The sequence below is a fragment of the Caenimonas terrae genome, from assembly GCF_042655405.1.
Classification (GTDB): Bacteria; Pseudomonadota; Gammaproteobacteria; order Burkholderiales; family Burkholderiaceae_C; genus Ramlibacter; species Ramlibacter terrae_A.
In genome coordinates, this window is sequence record NZ_JBHSMF010000006.1 from 773,604 (window position 1) to 791,787 (window position 18,184).

Genomic DNA, 18,184 nt, shown 5'->3' on the forward strand with positions numbered 1-18,184 from the left:
CCTGTCCCGCAACGTCTCAGGCTTCGATCTTGACGCCCTTCCAGAAGGCCACGCGGCCCTTGATCATCTCGGCCTCCGGCTTCGGGTCGGCGTAATACCAGGCGGCGTCCGTGTTCAGTTCGCCATCGACGATCAGCGAGTAATAGCTGGCCTGGCCCTTCCACGGGCAGCTGGTCTTGTGGTTGCTGAAGGTGACGTACTCGCGGTTGAGCGAGCTTTCGGGAAAGTATTGGTTGCCCTCGACGACCACGAGGTCGTCGCTTTGCGCGATCACGGCGTCTTTCCAGATTGCTTTCATTCTTGATCTCCTTGCGGGACAGATCTTAGGCTCTGTCCCCAACTGACTGGACATCTACTTTGGTGCCTGCAGCCAGTGCAGGCTGAACATGCGCTGCGGGTCGGTCCACACCGGCCCGGCGCGGAAACCCGCGCGTTCGGCCAGCGCCCGCAGGCCGTCGACGGTGAACTTGTACGAATTCTCGGTGTGCAGCGTCTCGCCCTCGTCGAACGCATGCGCCTGGCCGTCCAGCGTCACCTGCTGCCGGCAGCGGCTGACCAGGTGCATCTCGATGCGCTGCAAGGGCGCGTTGTAGAACGCGCTGTGGGCGAACTGCTCCAGCGCGAAGTCGGTGCCGAGCTCGCGGTTGGAGCGCGCCAGCAGGTTGAGGTTGAAGGCGGCGGTGACGCCCTGCGCGTCGTTGTACGCCGCGTGCAGCACGGCGGGGTCCTTGACCAGGTCCGCACCCAGCAGCAGCGCGCCGCCGCGCAGCACCTGGCCGGCGACCTGCAGGAAATGCAGCGCCTCGGCCGGCGTGAAGTTGCCGATGGTCGAACCCGGGAAAAAGCCGACCCGCCGGCCGGCGCCCGGCAGCAGCGCCGGCAGCAGCAGCCGCTGCGTGTAGTCGGCCACCACCGGCTGGACGTCGAGCGCCGGATAGCGCCCGCGCAGTTCGGCGGCGGAGGCGGCCAGGTGCTCGCCGGAAATGTCGATCGGCAGGTAGCGCGCCGGCTGCTCCATGGCATCGAGCAGCAGGCCGACCTTGACGCAGGAGCCGGCGCCGAATTCGACGATCTCGGCGCGCGGCCCCATCTGCGCCGCGATCTCGGGCGCATGCCGGCGCAGGATCGCCAGCTCGGTGCGGGTCGGATAGTACTCGGGCAGTTCGCAGATCGCGTCGAACAGCTGCGAGCCGCGGGCGTCGTAGAAATACTTGGGCGAGATGCTGCGCGGATGCACGGTCAGCGCCCGCGCCATGTCGGCCGCGAAGCCGCGCGTCGCCGCCTCCTGCGCTGCCGGCGGCGCCAGCAGTTCCTGGTCCATGGGCGACGGGTTCAGCATGTGCCGTCCCTGGCCAGCCGCAGGCCCGAGAACTGCCAGCGCGCCGCCGGCGGAAAGAAGTTGCGGTAGGTCGGCCGGGCGTGGCCGTCCGGCGTGGCGCTGCTGCTGCCGCGCAATACCACCTGGCCGACCATGAACTTGCCGTTGTATTCGGCCACCGCGCCCTGCCAGGGCCGGAAGCCCGGATAGGGATCGTAGGAGGAGCGGGTCCACTGCCAGACCTGGCCGGTCATCTGCGCGATGCCCGGCGCGTCGAACGCTGCTTCCCATTCGAATTCGGTCGGCAGGCGCGCGCCCGCCCATTCGGCATAGGCGGCGGCCTCGTAGAAACTGAGCTGCGCCACCGGCGCCGCGGCGTCCAGCGGCCGCACGCCCGACAGGCCGAACACCTGCCAGTGGCCGGCCGGCGCGCGCGGGTCGTCCGGCGCCAGCCAGTAGGCCGGATGCTGCCAGCCGCCGGCCTGCACCGCGGCCCAGCCGTCGGACAGCCAGAGCGCCGGATTGCGGTAGCCGCCGTCGGCGATGAACTGCTCGTAGTCGCCGCAGCTCACCAGCCGGTCGGCGATGCGGTAAGGCTGCAGCAGCACCTGGTGGCGGGGGCCCTCGTTGTCGAAGGCGAAGCCGGCGCCGCCGTGCCCGACCTCGCGCACGCCGCCCTCCTGCGCCAGCCAGCGCTGCGCCGGCGGCGGCGTGGCCAGCCGCAGCACTGGCGGCTCATGCGGCAGGTAGGCCGGCAGCATCGGATTGCACGACAGCGCATGCAGGATGTCGGTGAGGATCAGTTCCTGGTGCTGCTGCTCGTGGTTGAGGCCAAGCTCCACCAGCGGCGCCAGCGCCTGCCACGCCGTATCGCCGGCGCTGCCGATCAGGCCGCGCATCGCCGCGTCCACATGGGCGCGGTAGGCCTGCACTTCGTCCAGCGAGGGCCGGGTCAGGAGCCCGCGCTGCGGCCGCGGATGGCGCGGTCCGAGCGATTCGTAATAGGAGTTGAACAGGCGCAGGAAGCGCTCGTCGAACGGACGGTAGCCGCCGTCGTTCGGCATCAGCACGACTGCCTCGAAGAACCAGCTGGTGTGCGCGAGGTGCCACTTGGTGGGGCTGGCGTCGGGCATCGACTGCACGCCCTGGTCTTCGGCGCTGAGCGGCGCAGCCAGTGCGAGGCTGCAGGCGCGCACCTGGTCGTAGCGCTGCGCCAGCGCGCGGCGCCATGCTGTGCCTGCCGCCGGGGCAGTGGAAAACGGTGTGATGGACATCGGCAGCTTTCCTTGTTTTTCTGTTGCTCGCGTCCCCTCCGCGGCCATTACAGCACAAGCAAAATGGCTTTGTGCGGGGCCTGCTGTCGCCTGCGCAACCGTGCGGAATTGGGGGCGCCGCTACCATCGCGACGCACCTCCAGGAGCCCGCCATGACCACCCTCGCCGCACTCGCCAACCACCAGGTCCGCCTGGCCCGCCGCCCCAGCGGCAACCCGGTCGCCCAGGACTGGAACTTCACCACCGAAGCGGTGGGCCGGCCGGCCGCCGGCGGCGTGCTGGTCAGGACCCTGCTGCTGTCGCTGGACCCGGCGATGCGCGGCTGGATGAACGATGGCAAGAGCTACATCGCGCCGGTGGCCATCGGCGAGGTGATGCGTGCCGGCGGCATCGGCCAGGTGGTGGCCTCCGAGAACCCGCGCTTCGCCGCCGGCGACCTGGTGTCCGGCGTGCTGGGCGTGCAGGAATACGCGCTGGTCGAGGCCGGCCAGGAGCAGCGCACCGGCCTGCACAAGATCGACACCAGGCTGGGCACGCCGGCCCAGTGGCTCAACGTGCTGGGCATGCCCGGCATGACGGCCTACTTCGGCCTGAAGGACGTGGGCCAGCCCAGGGCCGGCGAGACCGTGGTTGTCTCCGGCGCCGCCGGCGCGGTCGGCCAGACCGTGGGCCAGCTGGCAAAGCTCAAGGGCTGCCGCGTCGTCGGCATCGCCGGCGGCCCCGCCAAGTGCGAGTGGGTGGTCCGCGAGCTGGGCTTGGACGCCTGCATCGACTACAAGGCCGGCAACGTGAAGGCCGGCCTGAAGCAGCATTGCCCCAAGGGCGTGGACGTCTACTTCGACAACGTCGGCGGCGAGATCCTGGACGACGTGCTGGCGCGCATCGGCCGCGGCGCGCGCATCGTCATCTGCGGCGCCATCAGCCAGTACAACAACACCACGCCGGTGCAGGGACCGAAGAATTACCTGTCGCTGCTGGTGAACCGGGCGCGGATGGAAGGCATCGTGGTGTTCGACTACGCCGAGCGCTTCCCCGCTGCGGTGGCCGAGCTGTCCGGCTACCTGAAGGAGGGGCGCATCAAGAGCCGCGAAGACGTGATGGCCGGCGGCATTGCGGCCTTTCCGCAGGCGCTGGCCAAGCTGTTCACCGGGGAGAATTTCGGCAAGCTGGTCTTGCACGTCGCCGACGCGAGCTAGTCCCGGTACCCGGGCGGCCCGCCCATGGTCCGCAGCGCCAGGTCGGGGTCGCGGTGCGCGAGCTCGCTGCGCGCTTTCCAGCGCCCCAGCTTGCTGGGGCTGTTGTCCATGCGAACGAAATACACGGGCAGGTCGCAGGCGCGGTACTTGGCGCAGTGGCGCTCCCAGCGGCGGACCTGGCCGGGCGGCACGTACAGGTAGACCGGCTTGACGTTGGCCGGCAGCACCGTGCGCGAGGCGATCACGGGGCGCGGGTAGATCAGCGGCGGCGGGGCCGACCTGCCGATCTCGATCCTGCCGTAGACGCCGGGCCGCAGCACGCCGCCGGCCGTGGTGTTGAGGTATGCCGCAGCCGCGGGCCCGATCGCCGCGCACAGCAGCGCCAGCAAGGCGAGCACGCGGCCGGTGACGGGCATGGAGGTCTTGGGAGCTTCTTGCATGTGCCCGTTGTAGCTGCTGAGCCTCGGGCCGCCTTGTAGGCCCGTCGGAAGGCGGAGCGCGAAAAACCCCCGCCATCGCGTAGGACAGAGCTGACAGGTCAGCGACGGCGATGCGCCCGCCGGAAGTGAGCGCTCAGCGGGCTTCGTGCCTGACGGCAGCCGTCAGGCGGCCGGGGCCTAGACGCCGCCCTTCGGATGGGTCGGGTCCACCCACAGCACCTGTTCGGGACGCTCGGCCGGCTCGATGTCCAGGTTGATCGCCACCGCCTCGCCGTCGCTGCGGCACAGCACGCATTCCAGCGCCTCGGTGGGGCTGGCATTGATCTCCTGGTGCGGCACGTAAGGCGGCACATAGATGAAGTCGCCCGGCCCCGCCTCCGCCGTGAACTGCAGCCGGTCGCCCCAGCGCATGCGGGCCCGGCCCTTGACGATGTAGATCACGCTTTCCAGGTGGCCGTGGTGGTGGGCGCCGGTCTTGGCGTTGGCGTGGATCGTCACCGTGCCGGCCCACAGCTTCTGCGCGCCGACCCGCGCGAAGTTGATCGCGGCCTTGCGGTCCATGCCCGGCGTCTGCGCCGTGTTGGAGTCCAGCTGGTTGCCGGGAATGACCCGGACGCCGTCGTGCTTCCAGTCGGGCGAATGGGCGTGGTCGTGGGGATCGTCGTGCGTGCTCATGCCGCCGAGGCTACACCAGCACCATGCTCAGTCAAGCGCCCCGTACACCAGCTGGCGCCACAGGCGGATGAAGAATTCGCGCTGGCCCGGGGCCTGGGTCAGCAGCATGGCGAACAGGTCCTGCGCCGGGTCGACGAAGAACGAGGTGCCGCCCAGGCCGGACCAGAAATAGCTGCCCACCGAGCCCGGCGTCGGCGCAACCCCCGCATCGGTGCGGACGGCGAAGCCCAGGCCGAAGCCGTTGCCCGGCGCCAGCAGGTCGCCGCGCACGGGAATGGCGCCCAGGTGGTCGGCGGTCATCCACGCCAGCGTCTGCGGCGACAGCAGCCGCACGCCGTCCAGGCTGCCGCGATTGCGCAGCAGCAGCAGGAAGCGCGCGTAATCGGCGGCGGTGGACAGCAGGCCGCCGCCGGCGGATTCGAAGCGAGGCACGCGCCGGTTGGGCATCAGCACCACGGCTTCGCCGGTCTGCGGATCCGCCGCAAAGGGCTCGGCCATCCGCCCGTGGGCCGCCTCCGGCAGCGAAAAGCCGGTGTCCTTCATGCCCAGGGGCGCCAGCACCATGGCCGACAACAACGCGCCCAGCGGCTGGCCAGCGACCACTTCCAGCAACGCGCCCAGCACGTCGGTGGCGCGGCTGTATTCCCAGCAGCTGCCCGGCTGGAACGCCAGCGGAATCGCCGCCAGCGCCTCGCAGAATTCCAGGTTGCTGCGCTTGTGGGATGCAAGGGCGGCCTCGGCGTACTGCCGGTGCACAGGGCCGTCGCCCATGAATTCGTAGGTGAAGCCGGCCGTGTGGCGCAACAGGTCCTGCACCGTCGCCTCGCGGGCTGCCGCAACGAGCTTGCCGTCCGCGCCCAGCACCTGCTGGCCGGCGAACATCGGCAGGTGCTTGGAGACCGGATCGGTCAGCAGCAGCCGCCCCTGCTCCACCAGCATCAGCGCGGCCAGCGACACGACCGGCTTGGTCATCGAATAAATGCGAAAGACCGTGTCGGTGCGCATCGCGTCCGGCGCCGCCGGATCGCGCCGTCCCAGCGTTTCGAACAGGCAGGTCTCGCCGCCCAGCGCGACCAGCGCCACCGCGCCCGGGATCAGGCCGCTGTCGACATGGCCCTGCAGCACCTCCCGGATCCGGACCGCCGCCTGCGGATTCAGCCGCGCGCTCAAGCGTATCTCCGGCGCGCCAGTTCGGCGCCGGCGCCCAGCGCCTGCAGCTTCTTGAGGGCGACCTCGCGGTCCATCGGCGCCAGGCCGCAATTGGTGCAGGGAAACAGCCGCTCCTTGGCCACGAACTGCAGCGCCCGGCCGATGGTGTCCGCCACCTGCTCGGGCGTCTCGATCTCGTCGCTGGCGACGTCGATCACGCCCACCATCACGTCCTTGCCTGCCAGCAGCTTCATCAGATCCGGCGGCACGTGCGAGTGGTAGCACTCCAGGCTGACGCGGTCGATGCTGCTGGCGGCGAGCGCCGGGAACACCTGCTCGTACTGGCGCCATTCCTCGCCCAGCTTCTGCTTCCAGTCGTTGTTGGCCTGGATGCCGTAGCCGTAGCAGATGTGGACGGCGGTGGTGCAGGCGAGCCCCTGCGCGGCGCGCTCCAGCGCCTTCACGCCCCAGTCCGCGGCGTCCTTCATGTACACGTTGAAGGCCGGCTCGTCGAACTGGATGATGTCCACGCCGTCGGCCTGCAGCGCCAGCGCTTCCTGGTTCAACAACTCGGCGAAGGCGAAGGCCATCTTCACCTTGTCGCCGTAGAACTTGTCGGCCACCGTGTCGACGATGGTCATCGGGCCGGGCAGCGTGAACTTGAGTTTCTTCTTCGTGTGGGCGCGCGCCAGCTGCGCCTCGAAGGCGTGGACCCGGCCCTTGAGCCTGAGCGGCGCAACCACCTGCGGCACCATCGCGTCGTAGCGGTTGTCGCGGATGCCCATCTTGACCTTGTGATCGAAGTCGATGCCCTCGACCTGCTCCAGGAAGCCGTGCACGAAATGCTGGCGCGACTGCTCGCCGTCACCCACGATGTCCAGGCCCGCGTCCTCCTGCGCCTTGATCCACAGCAGCGTGGCGTCGGCCTTGGCCTGGCGCAGCGCGTCGCCCTCGGCCTGCCACTGCGGCCAGAGCTTGTTGGTTTCGGCCAGCCAGCCGGGCTTGGGCAGGCTGCCCGCGATCGAGGTGGGGAACATGGAGTCTCCTGGTTGTTGGTCTGGTCAGCCGCGGCCGGTGATGTCGATCGCCTCGGGCACGATGCCGATCACCTCGCGCCGGGCGTTGAACACGGGCCGCAGCGAAAAATCGAAGCGGCGCGGGCCCCCGGGCAAGATCACGTCGATGACCTTCTGCACTTGCTGGCCGCTGCCGGCCGCCTGCACGGCGCGGTGCACTTCCTGCGCCATGCCGGGAGTTCGGTCGAACCACGGCGTGTCCCAGAACGGCCGGCCGACCACGTCGGCCAGCCGCGCCTGGATGCCTTCCAGCGATGCCGTGTTGGCATCCAGCAGCGTGCCGGTGGGCGTCATGAAGCCCTGGTAGATGAAGCTGGTTTCGAACATCGCACGCTGGCGATCGATGGTGGCGCGCTGTTCGCTCATCAGCGTCGACAGTTCGGCGGTGCGCGCCGACACCAGCGCCTCCAGGTTCTGGTTCAACAGGTGCAGCGAGCGCTGCGCGCGCTGCTCCGCCTCCACCAGCACCGCCAGCCGGGCGCGCTCCTCGCCCAGTTGCCACGCGCTGGTGCGCAACTGCGCTTCGGCGCGCGCGCGGTCCGTGACATCGTTGGCCTGCACGAAGATCGATTCGACGTTGCCGCCGTTGTCGCGCACCGGCTGGAACACGAAGTCCACCAGGCGTTCTTCCTTCGGCCCGTCCGGCGCCCGGGTGAGCTGCACGCTGGCGGAGGTGCCGCGATAGCTCTCGCCGCTGGCGAACACGCGGTCCAGGATCTCCAGGAAACCCTGGTCCTGCAGTTCCGGCAGCGCGGCCCGGACCGGCTTGCCCAGCACCTCGCGGTGGCCGATCAGCTGCTGGTAGGCGTCGTTGGCGATCTCGAACACGTGCTCCGGCCCGCGCAGCAGCGCCACCGGCGCCGGCGCCTGGCGGAACAGCTCGCGCAGGCGCTCGACCTCGGCCTGCCGGCGGCGCCGCCCCAGCACCAGCTCGGTGGTGTCGTTGCCCTGGTTGAAGATGCCGCCGATCGCGCCGTCGGCATGGCGGATGGCGGTGAAGCTGTAGTTCCACCAGGTGTCGCGCGGCTGGCCGCCGCGCTCCATCGGCAGCAGCTGGTCGTACAGGGCGATGCCTTCGCCGGTGGCCAGCACTTGGCGGAACTGGTCGCCGACGATGTGCCAGATGTCGGGCCAGACCTCGGCGGCCGGGCGGCCCAGTGCCCAGGGATGTTTTTCCGCCGGGATGGCCGACCAGGCGTCGTTGTACAGCAGGTGCAGGTCATCGCCCCAGTAGACGGCGGTGGGGAAGCTCGAATGCAGGCACAGGCCGATCGCCATCTGCAAGGCCTGCGGCCACCCTGCCGGTGGCCCCAGCGGATGGCTGGCCCAGTCGAAGGCGCGGATGCGGGCGCCCATCTCGCCGCCGCCGTCGAGGAAGGCCGGCGTTGGAACGGGCGAGGGGATGGGGGAGATCGACATGGGAGGCGGCCGGTGCAAATTCCGCGCCATCATAGGCGCAATTGCGCAGCCAAAAGTTCGTACGAGCGGGCCTGGGCGGCCGGGTCCCAGGTCCAGGTGATCACCACCAGTTCCTGCACCTGCAGCCGCTGCGCCAGCGCCTCGAGCTTGTCCTTCACCTGCGCCGCCGTGCCCACCAGCGCGCGCTCGCGCAGTTGCGCAACGTAGGCCTGCTCGCTGCCGCTGTACTCGCGCACCGCCTGCTGCGGCGGCAGCAGCGGGCCCAGCCGCCCGATGTTGCGGTCGACCCGGGTGCGCTCGCGGCTGGCGAACAGGCGCCAGGCCTGCTCCTCGGTGTCCGCCGCCAGCGCCCACACACAGACGGCGGCCTGCGGCTGCTGCAGCAGGCCGGGCTTGAAGTTGCTGCGGTACAGATCCAGCGCCTGGTCGGCGCCCTCGCCCTCGGTGATGAAATAGGCGAATGCGTAGGGCAGCCCGTAATGCGCCGCCAGCTGGGCGCCGTAGCCCGAGCTGCCCAGCATCCACAGCTGCGGCGCAGTGGCGGACTGCGGCAGCGCCGGGATGCCGTGGCCCGGATGGTCGGCCGGCAGCTCGGCGCCGCTGACCCAGGCCTGCAGCTCCAGCACCTGCTGCGGAAAGCCCGCCGCGGCGCGCGGATCCGGATTGAGCAGGAGCGAGGTGCGGTGGTCGCTGCCGGGCGCGCGCCCCACGCCCAGGTCGATGCGCCCGGGCGCCAGCGCATCGAGCACGCGGAACTGTTCGGCCACCTTGTACGGCGAATAGTGCGGCAGCATCACGCCGGCGCTGCCGATCCGGATGCGGCGGGTGCGCGCCGCGATGGCCGCCATCAGCACCTCGGGCGCACTGCCGACGATGGTGGCCGAGCCGTGGTGCTCGCTGACCCAGAACCGCTCGTAGCCCCACTCCTCGCAGCGCTGCGCCAGCGCCAGCGTGTCGCGGATGGATTCGTCCTGCGGCCGGCCGGCGCGCGCCACCGATTGATCGAGGACGGACAGGCGCAGCGGCGGATTGCTCATGGAAGGAGCTTGCCACACGGCCTGCGCGGCCGAAGGCGCGCCCTCGCATAATCCCTGCCATGCAATCGACCATCCAGCGGCCCCGCATCGTCATCGTCGGCTGCGGCTTCGGCGGCCTGGAGGCGACCCGCGCGCTGCGCCATGCGGCGGTCGACATCACCCTGCTGGAGCGCACCAACCACCACCTGTTCCAGCCGCTGCTGTACCAGGTGGCGACCGCCGGCCTGTCGGCGCCGGCGATCGCGGCGCCGGTGCGGCACCTGTTCCGCAAGCAGCCGAACGTGACCACCTTGCTCGGCGAGGTGGTCACCATCGAGGTGGCGGCGCGCCAGCTGCTGCTGGCCGACGGCCTGGCGATCGGCTACGACCACCTGATCGTCGCCGCCGGCGCCACCCACAGCTATTTCGGCCACGACGAGTGGGCGCCGCTGGCGCCGGGCCTGAAGACGCTGGACGACGCCTTCGAGATCCGGCGGCGCATCCTGCTGGCCTTCGAGGAAGCGGAAAAGGACAGCGATCCGGCCCGGCGCGACGCCTGGCTCACCTTCACGGTGATCGGTGGCGGGCCCACCGGCGTCGAAATGGCCGGCACGCTGGCCGAGATTGCCCGCCACACGCTGTCCGGCGAGTTCCGCCGCATCGACCCGGCCAGCGCCAAGATTCTGCTGATCGAGGGCAGCGCCCGCGTGCTGCAGGCGATGCCGCAGGACCTGAGCCAGCGCGCGATCGAGCAGCTCACGAAACTCGGCGTGGAGGTGCGGGTCGATTCGCGCGTCACCGCGATCGACGGCGACGGCCTGGAGGTGCAAGGCGCGAGCGGGAGCTACCGCATCGCCAGCCGCTGCGTCATCTGGGCCGCCGGCGTGGCCGCTTCACCGTTGGGCGCGCAACTGGCGCGCGGCACCGGCGCGCCGCTGGACCGCGCCGGCCGGGTGCAGGTGGAGCCGGACCTGAGCCTGGCCGGCCATCCCGAGATCAGCGTGGTGGGCGACCTGGCCGCCGCCATGAGCCATGCCGACGGCCACGACCCGCGGCCGGTGCCCGGCGTGTCGCCGGCCGCCAAGCAGATGGGGCGCACCGCGGCGGCCAACATCCTGCGCCGGCTGGCCGGCCAGCCGACGCTGAAGTTCCGCTACCGCGACTACGGCAACCTGGCGACCATCGGCCGCAATGCGGCCGTGGTGGACCTGGTCTCGCCGCTGGGCCACTTCAAGTTCAGCGGCTACTTCGCCTGGCTGTTCTGGCTGTTCGCCCACATCTATTTCCTGATCGGGTTCCGCAACCGGCTGGTGGTGCTGATGGACTGGGCCAGCGCGTACTGGAGCAAGCAGCGCTACGCACGGGTCGTCACCGACATCGAGGTGCCGGCACCGGCGCCGCGGCCATAGACGGGAGCAGCAGATGGCGATCCGCATCGTCCGGCTGGGCACCGCGCGCACCGAAGGCGAAGGCCCGCGCCTGGGCACCGTGCGGCGGCCGCCGCGCGGCGTGCCGAAAAGCGAGTTCGCCAGGCGCGACTACTACGACGTCTGGCTGCCCAACCTGTCGCCCAGTGCGCAGCTGGTGGCCGAGGGCCTGGCCGCCGACGACGACAAGCAATGGGCCGCCTTCAGCCGCAAGTTCCGCGCCGAGATGAAGCAGCCCGACGCCGCCCACCTGCTCGACACGCTCGCCACGCTGTCGCACCACGCCTCGTTCTCGCTCGGCTGCTATTGCGAGGACGAAAGCCGCTGCCACCGGTCGCTGCTGCGCGAGCTGCTGGTGCAGCGCGGCGCGGAGATCGAAATCTCCTAGCGCCTGCCATCCCGGCCTGCGAGCCGGGACCCAGACGCGAGGGTCCAGACAACCGTCGATCACCGCATGCTCGGCGCTCTTTTCATGTCAACGGTATCTTTGCAAGCGCACCGGCGCTGCATGCCGGGTCAAGCCCGGCCTGAAAGCCAGCGACTGGCGCCGCCGGATCAGGCGCCGGCAGCGACCCGGTCGGCCTGGCCTTCCAGCGCGCCGGCCACTGCGTCGCCCAGCGTCGTGATGTCGAAGGGTTTGCGCAGGATGGCCGGCTTGCCGGCCAGCCGCTCCACCGCCGCCATGTCGGCGTAGCCGGTGGCCAGGATCACCGGCAGGTCGGTCCATATCTCGCGGGCCTTGGAGATCACTTCGGCGCCCGTCATGTCGGGCATGGCGTAGTCCACCACCAGCAGGTCCGGCCGCGCGGACGCCATGGCGGCCAGTCCGGCCGTGCCGTTGGACGCCTCGGTGACCGTGTAGCCGATCAGCCCCAGGCACTCGACGATCACCCGGCGCACGTCGGCGTCGTCTTCCACCACCAGGATGCTGTGGGCGTGCGCCGCCTTGCGGTGCACCGGCGCGGCCAGCGTTTCGCGCTGTTCGGCGGCGTCGGCCGGCGCCCGCGGAAAGTGCATCTCCACCGTCGTGCCCTTGCCGATCTCGCTGCGCACGAAGGCCAGGCCGCCGGACTGGCGGGCGAAGCCGTAGACCTGGCTCAGGCCCAGGCCGGTGCCGCTGCCAACGGGTTTGGTGGTGAAGAACGGGTCGAACACCTTGGACAGCAGCTGCGGCGCGATGCCGTCGCCGGTGTCGCTGACGCTCAGGATGACGTATTCCCCGGCCGGCAGCTCGCTGTCATCGCCCTCCACATGGGTGCGGCTGCCGGTGCAGATGCGAAGGGTGCCGCCGTTGGGCATGGCGTCGCGCGAATTGACCGCCAGGTTCAGCACCGCCATCTCCAGCTGGCTGGCGTCGATCACGACCGCGGTCGGGGTCGCGCACAGCTCGAGTTCCACCGCGACGCCGGGTCCGGCGGAGATTTCCAGCAGGTCCTTCATGCCGACCAGCAGATCGTTGACGTGCGTCAGGCGCGGCAGCAGCGACTGGTTGCGCGCGAACGAGAGCAGCTGGCCGGTGAGCTTGGCACCGCGCCGGGCCGCGCTCTTGGCGCGGTCCACCACCGGCTTGACCTTTTCTTCCTTGGCGTACATGGACACCAGCTCCAGGTTCATGTTGATCACGTGGAGCAGGTTGTTGAAATCGTGGGCGATGCCGCCGGTGAGGCGGCCGATCGCCTCCATCTTCTGGACCTGGGTGAGCGCGGCCTGCGCCCGTTCGCGCTCGGCGATTTCCTTCATCAGCCGGTCGTTGGCGCTGGCCAGTTCGCGGGTGCGCTCCAGGATGCGCGCTTCCAGCTGGCTGTTGAGACTTTGCACCTCGGTGCGGGTGCGGCCGATCTCCTCCAGGTGCTGGCGGGTGGCGTACTGGCGGGCGCGGGCCCGCACCGCCGCGTCGGCCGCGCTGGCCAGCGTCTCGGCGTTGAGCGGCCGCTCCAGCAGGATCACGTTGCCCAGGCTGTGCAGCGACTTGACCGCATGGGCCGAGCGCGGCCCCGGGTGTCGGGTGGCCAGCACGATGAAGGGAAAGTCGGACCAGGACGGCTGCACCTGCAGCCACTGCGCCAGCTGGCCGACCAGGAGCTCCTCGGACAGCGCCTCCTCGGTGACGATGGCTGCCGCGGCGCCTTCGTTCATCTGCTGCAGCAGCTGCTGCGCGGTGTCGCAGACGTGGACCTTGTGCTGCGGCTCGATCACGCCCTTGACCACGGCGGCGTCGCGGCCGCGGGGCGCGTGGACGAGGACGCGCAACTCCATCAGGATGCGCCCGCGGCGTCGGCGTCGCTCAGCAGCGGCAGCCGCCCCTTGTACGACGCGACGCCGCTCAGCACGCCCTCGAAGTCGGTCAGCGCGGCGCCCACCTGGATGCCGCTGGCGCCGAGCCGGAACTCGCGGATGGTCAGCTCGTGGTCCGTGGTGCGGCTCTTGACCACCGACACCGCCTTGAGCAGGCTGCCGCGCGCCTCGAAGAAGCGGAACAGCATGATGCCGTCGCTCAGGTAGCTCAGGTCGACGTCGCTGCGCACGTCGCCCAGCACGCCGTGCTGCGCCAGGATCAGCAGGGTGACGACGCCGCGCTGGTTCAGGTAGGTGAGCAGCTCGTGCATCTGCAGCAGCAGGTGCTTGTCGCCCGACATCGCCTGCAGGTAGGCGTTCAGGCTGTCGATCACCACCATCCGGGACTCGTCGCTCTCCACCGCCGAGCGGACCATGTTGGCGAACTCGCCGGGCGAGACCTCTGCCGGGTCCAGCGTGTGGATGCGCAGCCGCCCGCTCTTGAGATAGGAATCGATGTCCATGCCCAGCGCCTTGGCGCGCAGCAGCAGCGTGCCCAGGCCTTCGTCGAACAGGTAATAGACGGCCCGCTCGCCGCGCAGCAGCGCGGCCCGCACGCAGGCGATCGCGGTGGTGGTCTTGCCCACCCCCGACGGCCCGCTGAACAGCGTGTTGCTGCCGCGTCCCAGGCCGCCGCCCAGCAGCTTGTCCAGTTCCGCGGTGCCGGTGCTGACGATCTCGGCGGCGAAGTCGGTGCGGTGCTCGGCGGCCACCAGCCGCGGGAACACCGACAGGCCGCCGGTGTCCAGGTTGAAGTCGTGGTCGCCGCCGCGAAAGCGGATGCCGCGCATCTTGATGACGCGCAGGTTGCGGCGCTCGGGGCCGTACTGGCCCACCGTCTGCTCCAGGCAGATCACGCCGTGGGCGATGCTGTGCAGCTGCAGGTCGTCGCTGTCGGCGCTGCGGTCGTCCAGCAGCAGCACGGTGCAGCCGCGCGAGGCGAAGAAGCTCTTGAGCGCCAGCACCTGGCGGCGGTAGCGCAGCGGGTTCTGGGCCAGCAGCCGCATCTCCGACAGGCTGTCGAACACCACGCGCCGCGGCTTGACCCGTTCGGCCGCGGCCATCACGCCGCGGGTGGTTTCGCCCAGCTCAATCTCGGAGGGATGGAGGATGGATTGCTCCGAGTCCGGGCTCAGGCCCTCCTCGGTCACCAGCTCGAACACTTCCAGCCCGTCGAGCGACCAGCCGTGCGAGGCGGCGATGGTCTTGAGTTCGGTGGCCGTCTCCGACAGCGTGATGTACAGCCCGGGCTCGCCGTTCTCCACGCCGCGCCGCAGGAATTGCAGCCCCAGCGTGGTCTTGCCCGCGCCAGGAGTGCCCTCCACCAGGTACAGGTGGTTGGCCGGCAGGCCGCCGCCAAGGATGTGGTCGAGGCCGGGGATTCCTGTGGAGGCGCGTTCCTGCTCGGGGATGGTCAGTTCTTGGGGTGGGTGTCGCATGTCGATCCGGAAAGACCCGCCGATCCTAAGAGTAAAGACCGGCCTGCCGTGTAGGCAGAGTCCGACAGATGGCGTCAACCCCCGCCGTCGCGCCCGCCCTGGTTCTCGGCCTCCTGCAGGCTGCGCCACATCACCTTGCCGCTGCCGCTCTTGGGCAGCGCATCGACGAACTCCACGATCCGCGGGACCTTGTACACGGCCATGTTGTCGCGGCACCATGCGACCAGCTCCGCTTCGCTCACCTTGCCCCGGTAGGCGGCGCGCAGCACCACCACGGCCTTGACCGTCTCGCCGCGGTAGCTGTCCCGGGCCGAGATGACGCACGCCTCCTGGATCGCCGGATGGCGGAACATCAGCGCCTCCACCTCCGCCGGCCACACCTTGAAGCCCGACGCGTTGATCATCCGCTTGAGCCGGTCGGTGAGGAAGAAGTAGCCCTCCTCGTCCATGTAGCCCAGGTCGCCCGAGCGGAAGAAGCTGCGGCCCTCGAATTCGACGAAGGCGGCCGCGGTGGCGTCGGGCCGCTTCCAGTAGCCCTTGAACACCTCCGGCCCGCGGATGATGATCTCGCCCTGCCCGCCCACCGGCATCTCGCGCAGCGTGTCCGGATCGACCACCCGAGCGTCGGTGCTCATGAAGGGGATGCCCAGGCACTGCTGCTTGGGCGCGTCGGGCGGGTTGCTGTGCGACGGCGCCGCAGTCTCGGTCAGGCCGTAGCCCTCGACATAGCGCAGCCCGAACTGCTCGAACAGCCGCTGCGCCACCGCCTGCGGCATGGCGGCGCCGCCACCGCCGATGTGGACCAGGCTGGACAGGTCGTACTTGTCGAAGTCGGGGCTGCCCAGCAGGTCGATCACCATGGTCGGGATGTTGGTCCAGGTGGTGACCTTCCAGGCCGAGATCAGCCGGCCGGCCAGGTCGCGGTCCCAGCGCGGCATCATCACCAGCGTGGCTCCCGAGTAGATCGACGAGTGCATCACGCTCACCATGCCGGTGATGTGGAACATGGGCACGGCCAGCAGCGTGACGTTCTCCGCGGTGGCGTTGCCCCACGCCGCGCTGGCCACCGCGTTGTGCATGAGGGAGGAGTGCATGTGCATGCAGCCCTTGGGCAGCCCGGTGGTGCCGCTGGTGTAGGGCAGCACGGCCAGGTCGTCGGGGCCCACGTCCAGCGCCGGCGCGGCCTGCGCCGCCTGCAGCGCCTCGCTCCAGGCCAGCGCCCGGCCCCCGGCCAGCGGCGGCAGCGGATGGCGGGTCAGCAGCCAGTCGTGCCACGCCGGCGGCAGCGCGTTCACGCCGGTCACCTGCGCGTCGAAGGCGTCGGTGAACTGGGTGACGACCAGGTGCTGCAGGCCGGCGCCGGCGGGCAGGGCGTCGCTGGCCTTCGCCAGTTCCGGCGCCAGGTCGCCGGTGGTGATCGCGACCTTCGCGTCCGGGTCGGTGATGTAGTGTTTGAGCTCCTCGGCCCGGTTCATCGGGTTGACCGGCACCACCACCGCATTGGCGCGCAGGATGGCGAAGTGGGCGACCAGCAGCTGCGGGCAGTTCTGCATGCACAGCACGACGCGGTCGCCGCGCCGCACGCCCAGTTCGAACAGCCGGGCGGCGAGCCGCTCGGCCTGCTGCATCACCTGCGCATAGCTGTAGCGGGTGCCGAAGAACACGATCGCGGACTTGTCGGGGTAGCGGCGGGCGCTGATCGCCAGGTTGTCCCACAGCGAGGTGGCCGGCGGCGTCATCGAATGGGGCAGCCGCTTGGGCCAGAACTTGTAGTGCGGTCGCTGCATGAAGTCTCCTGATGCGCGAAGCCTAACGGGGCCACCGGGCGGCGGCATCAGGGAAGGCCCGCAGCGAAGTCGCTGGAGTGACTGCGCCTTAAGATGAGAAGCACCACTGCATGGAGAACTGCAATGAGTCGAGCCAAAGCCGCCTACTCGGTGAAGAAGTCCGGCGCGCGGACGGATCGAGGCCGATGAGCGATCTGTGGCGCCTGAGCGCCTCCGAGCTCGCGCAAGCTTTCGCCGGCGGCCGGTGCACGCCGGTCGACGTGCTCGAAGCCTGCCTGGAACGCACCGCGCAATGCCAGCCGCACCTGAGCGCCATGCTGCACGTCGACATGGCCGCCGCCCGGATGGCGGCCGAGACCAGCGCCCTGCGCTGGAGCCGCGGCCAGCCGCTGGGGCCGCTGGACGGCGTGCCGGTCAGCCTGCAGGACAACCTGCACGCGGCCGGCCAGCCCACCACCTGGGGCAGCCTGCTGCTGCGCGACTGGGTCGCCACCGGCGACGAATTGCCGGTGGCGCGATTGCGCGCGGGCGGCGCCGTGCTGTTCGGCAAGACCAACCTGCCGGAGTTCGCGCTGCAGGGCTACACCGGCAACCTGCTGGCCGGCGTCGCCCGCAATCCCTGGAACCTGGAGCTGACGCCGGGCGGCTCCTGCGGCGGCGCGGCGGCGGCGGTCGCGGCCGGCTGCGGGCCGCTGGCGCTGGCCACCGACGGCGGCGGCTCGATCCGGCGGCCGGCCTCGCATTGCGGGCTGGTCGGCTTCAAGCCGGGCGCGGGCCAGGTGCCGCGGGGCGGCGGCCTGCCCGAGATCTTCCTGGAGCACGAGGCGGTTGGCGCCATCGGCCGGACGGTGGCGGACGTGCGGCTGTTGTTCCAGGCCGTCAGCGGTTCCGGGTCGAACGACCAGGGCCCGGCGCCGGCGCCCTCGCGCATCCTGTACGTCCCGCGCTTCGCCGACCACCCGGTGGACCCGGGGATCGCGCAGCGCGTGCACGAGGCGGCCCGGCAGTTCGAGGCTCTGGGCCATGCCGTGGACGAAGCCAGCCGCTTCGAGCTGTCCGAGCCGCTGAACGCCCAATGGAGCCTGCTGCCGGCCTGCGGCCTGGCCTGGATGCTGGGCGATGCGGACCGCTTTCCCGAGTTCGGCCTGGGCGCCGGCGAGCTGCCCGACATCGTGCAGTGCACGCCCGCCATCCAGCAGGTGCTGGAACAGGGGCTGGCCGCGGAGGGCGCGGCGCTGTTCGAGCTGCTGGCGACCATCCACGAGCTGCGGCGCAAGCTGCAGCCGCTGTTTGCCAGCCACGACTTCCTGCTGACGCCGGCCACCGCCGCCCTGCCCTGGCCGGCCGACCAGACCCATCCGGTGCAGATCGCCGGCCAGTCGGTCGGGCCGCGCGGCCACGCGGTGTTCAGCGCGCTGGCCAATGCCGCCGGCCTGCCGGCGGCGGCCGTGCCCTGCGGCTTCGTGCGCGGCCTGCCCACCGGCTTCCAGCTGGTCGGCCGGCCCGGCGCCGACGCCGCGGTGCTGGCGCTCGCGCAGCAATACGAAGAGGCCCATCCCTGGGCCCGGCACTGGCCGCCGACGGCGGCCGCCGGCCCGGCCGGTCCGGCGTCCCTGTCGCCCGCCGCCTGACGC

Annotated in this window: 16 protein-coding genes; 4 read left to right on the top strand and 12 right to left on the bottom strand. The window is 70.5% G+C overall.

All coding sequences use genetic code 11. From position 1 onward, the window contains the following. Positions 1 to 16 precede the first annotated feature (16 nt). From ACFPOE_RS10560 to egtB, 3 genes are read right to left on the bottom strand one after another with little or no spacing between them, the layout of a single operon-like run. Positions 17 to 298, bottom strand: coding sequence for a DUF427 domain-containing protein (locus ACFPOE_RS10560; protein WP_376850042.1), 282 nt, complete (start codon positions 296 to 298; stop codon positions 17 to 19). Between the two features lie 54 nt (positions 299 to 352). Further along, positions 353 to 1,339 (bottom strand): L-histidine N(alpha)-methyltransferase, encoded by a 987-nt coding sequence (gene egtD / locus ACFPOE_RS10565; RefSeq protein WP_376850043.1) that lies wholly within the window; start codon positions 1,337 to 1,339, stop codon positions 353 to 355. Continuing rightward, entirely contained in the window at positions 1,333 to 2,592 is a 1,260-nt protein-coding gene (egtB, locus tag ACFPOE_RS10570) for an ergothioneine biosynthesis protein EgtB (RefSeq protein ID WP_376850044.1), read from the bottom strand. Before egtB ends, egtD begins: the two co-directional genes overlap by 7 nt. Before the next feature lie 152 nt (positions 2,593 to 2,744). Here egtB and ACFPOE_RS10575 point away from each other — a divergent pair, with 152 nt between their 5' ends. Continuing rightward, positions 2,745 to 3,788 (top strand): NADP-dependent oxidoreductase, encoded by a 1,044-nt coding sequence (locus ACFPOE_RS10575; protein ID WP_376850045.1) that lies wholly within the window; start codon positions 2,745 to 2,747, stop codon positions 3,786 to 3,788. Here the strand turns inward: ACFPOE_RS10575 and ACFPOE_RS10580 are convergent. From ACFPOE_RS10580 to ACFPOE_RS10605, 6 genes are all read right to left on the bottom strand, one after another. Further along, positions 3,785 to 4,228, bottom strand: coding sequence for a hypothetical protein (locus ACFPOE_RS10580; RefSeq protein WP_376850046.1), 444 nt, complete (start codon positions 4,226 to 4,228; stop codon positions 3,785 to 3,787). The two genes, ACFPOE_RS10575 and ACFPOE_RS10580, sit on opposite strands and share 4 nt — an antisense overlap. A 177-nt stretch (positions 4,229 to 4,405) precedes the next feature. Then, complete coding sequence (locus ACFPOE_RS10585) at positions 4,406 to 4,903, bottom strand: cupin domain-containing protein (RefSeq protein ID WP_376850047.1); 498 nt, start codon at positions 4,901 to 4,903, stop codon at positions 4,406 to 4,408. Between the two features lie 27 nt (positions 4,904 to 4,930). Continuing rightward, positions 4,931 to 6,073 carry a serine hydrolase domain-containing protein gene (locus ACFPOE_RS10590; protein WP_376850048.1) on the bottom strand — a complete coding sequence of 381 codons (1,143 nt, stop codon included), beginning with the start codon at positions 6,071 to 6,073 and terminating at the stop codon, positions 4,931 to 4,933. Next, on the bottom strand, positions 6,070 to 7,089 hold the full coding sequence (locus ACFPOE_RS10595) for a methionine synthase (protein ID WP_376850049.1): 1,020 nt from the start codon (positions 7,087 to 7,089) through the stop codon (positions 6,070 to 6,072). The genes ACFPOE_RS10590 and ACFPOE_RS10595 overlap by 4 nt, the downstream gene beginning before the upstream one ends. Before the next feature lie 24 nt (positions 7,090 to 7,113). Further along, entirely contained in the window at positions 7,114 to 8,547 is a 1,434-nt protein-coding gene (locus ACFPOE_RS10600; RefSeq protein ID WP_376850050.1) for a PAS domain-containing protein, read from the bottom strand. A gap of 29 nt (positions 8,548 to 8,576) precedes the next feature. Beyond that, positions 8,577 to 9,584, bottom strand: coding sequence for an LLM class flavin-dependent oxidoreductase (locus ACFPOE_RS10605; protein WP_376850051.1), 1,008 nt, complete (start codon positions 9,582 to 9,584; stop codon positions 8,577 to 8,579). 59 nt (positions 9,585 to 9,643) lie between these two features. Between ACFPOE_RS10605 and ACFPOE_RS10610 the strand changes: the two genes are divergently transcribed. Both ACFPOE_RS10610 and ACFPOE_RS10615 read left to right on the top strand, forming a co-directional pair. Beyond that, positions 9,644 to 10,972 carry an NAD(P)/FAD-dependent oxidoreductase gene (locus tag ACFPOE_RS10610; RefSeq protein ID WP_376850052.1) on the top strand — a complete coding sequence of 443 codons (1,329 nt, stop codon included), beginning with the start codon at positions 9,644 to 9,646 and terminating at the stop codon, positions 10,970 to 10,972. 13 nt (positions 10,973 to 10,985) lie between these two features. Continuing rightward, complete coding sequence (locus tag ACFPOE_RS10615) at positions 10,986 to 11,378, top strand: DUF488 domain-containing protein (protein ID WP_376850053.1); 393 nt, start codon at positions 10,986 to 10,988, stop codon at positions 11,376 to 11,378. 167 nt (positions 11,379 to 11,545) lie between these two features. On the opposite strand, the gene ACFPOE_RS10620 is transcribed toward ACFPOE_RS10615, so the two are convergent. From ACFPOE_RS10620 to ACFPOE_RS10630, 3 genes are all read right to left on the bottom strand, one after another. After that, the gene (locus tag ACFPOE_RS10620) at positions 11,546 to 13,246 is read right to left on the bottom strand and encodes a response regulator (protein ID WP_376850054.1); all 1,701 of its coding nucleotides are present in this window, start codon (positions 13,244 to 13,246) and stop codon (positions 11,546 to 11,548) included. After that, positions 13,246 to 14,763: an ATPase domain-containing protein gene (locus tag ACFPOE_RS10625; RefSeq protein ID WP_376850055.1), complete on the bottom strand. Its 1,518-nt coding sequence runs from the start codon at positions 14,761 to 14,763 to the stop codon at positions 13,246 to 13,248. The genes ACFPOE_RS10620 and ACFPOE_RS10625 overlap by 1 nt, the downstream gene beginning before the upstream one ends. A gap of 74 nt (positions 14,764 to 14,837) precedes the next feature. Beyond that, positions 14,838 to 16,550, bottom strand: coding sequence for a long-chain fatty acid--CoA ligase (locus ACFPOE_RS10630; RefSeq protein ID WP_376850056.1), 1,713 nt, complete (start codon positions 16,548 to 16,550; stop codon positions 14,838 to 14,840). A 185-nt stretch (positions 16,551 to 16,735) separates the two neighbouring features. On the opposite strand from ACFPOE_RS10630, the gene ACFPOE_RS10635 reads away from it, so the two are divergent. After that, positions 16,736 to 18,181 (top strand): amidase, encoded by a 1,446-nt coding sequence (locus ACFPOE_RS10635; RefSeq protein ID WP_376850057.1) that lies wholly within the window; start codon positions 16,736 to 16,738, stop codon positions 18,179 to 18,181. Positions 18,182 to 18,184 lie beyond the last annotated feature (3 nt).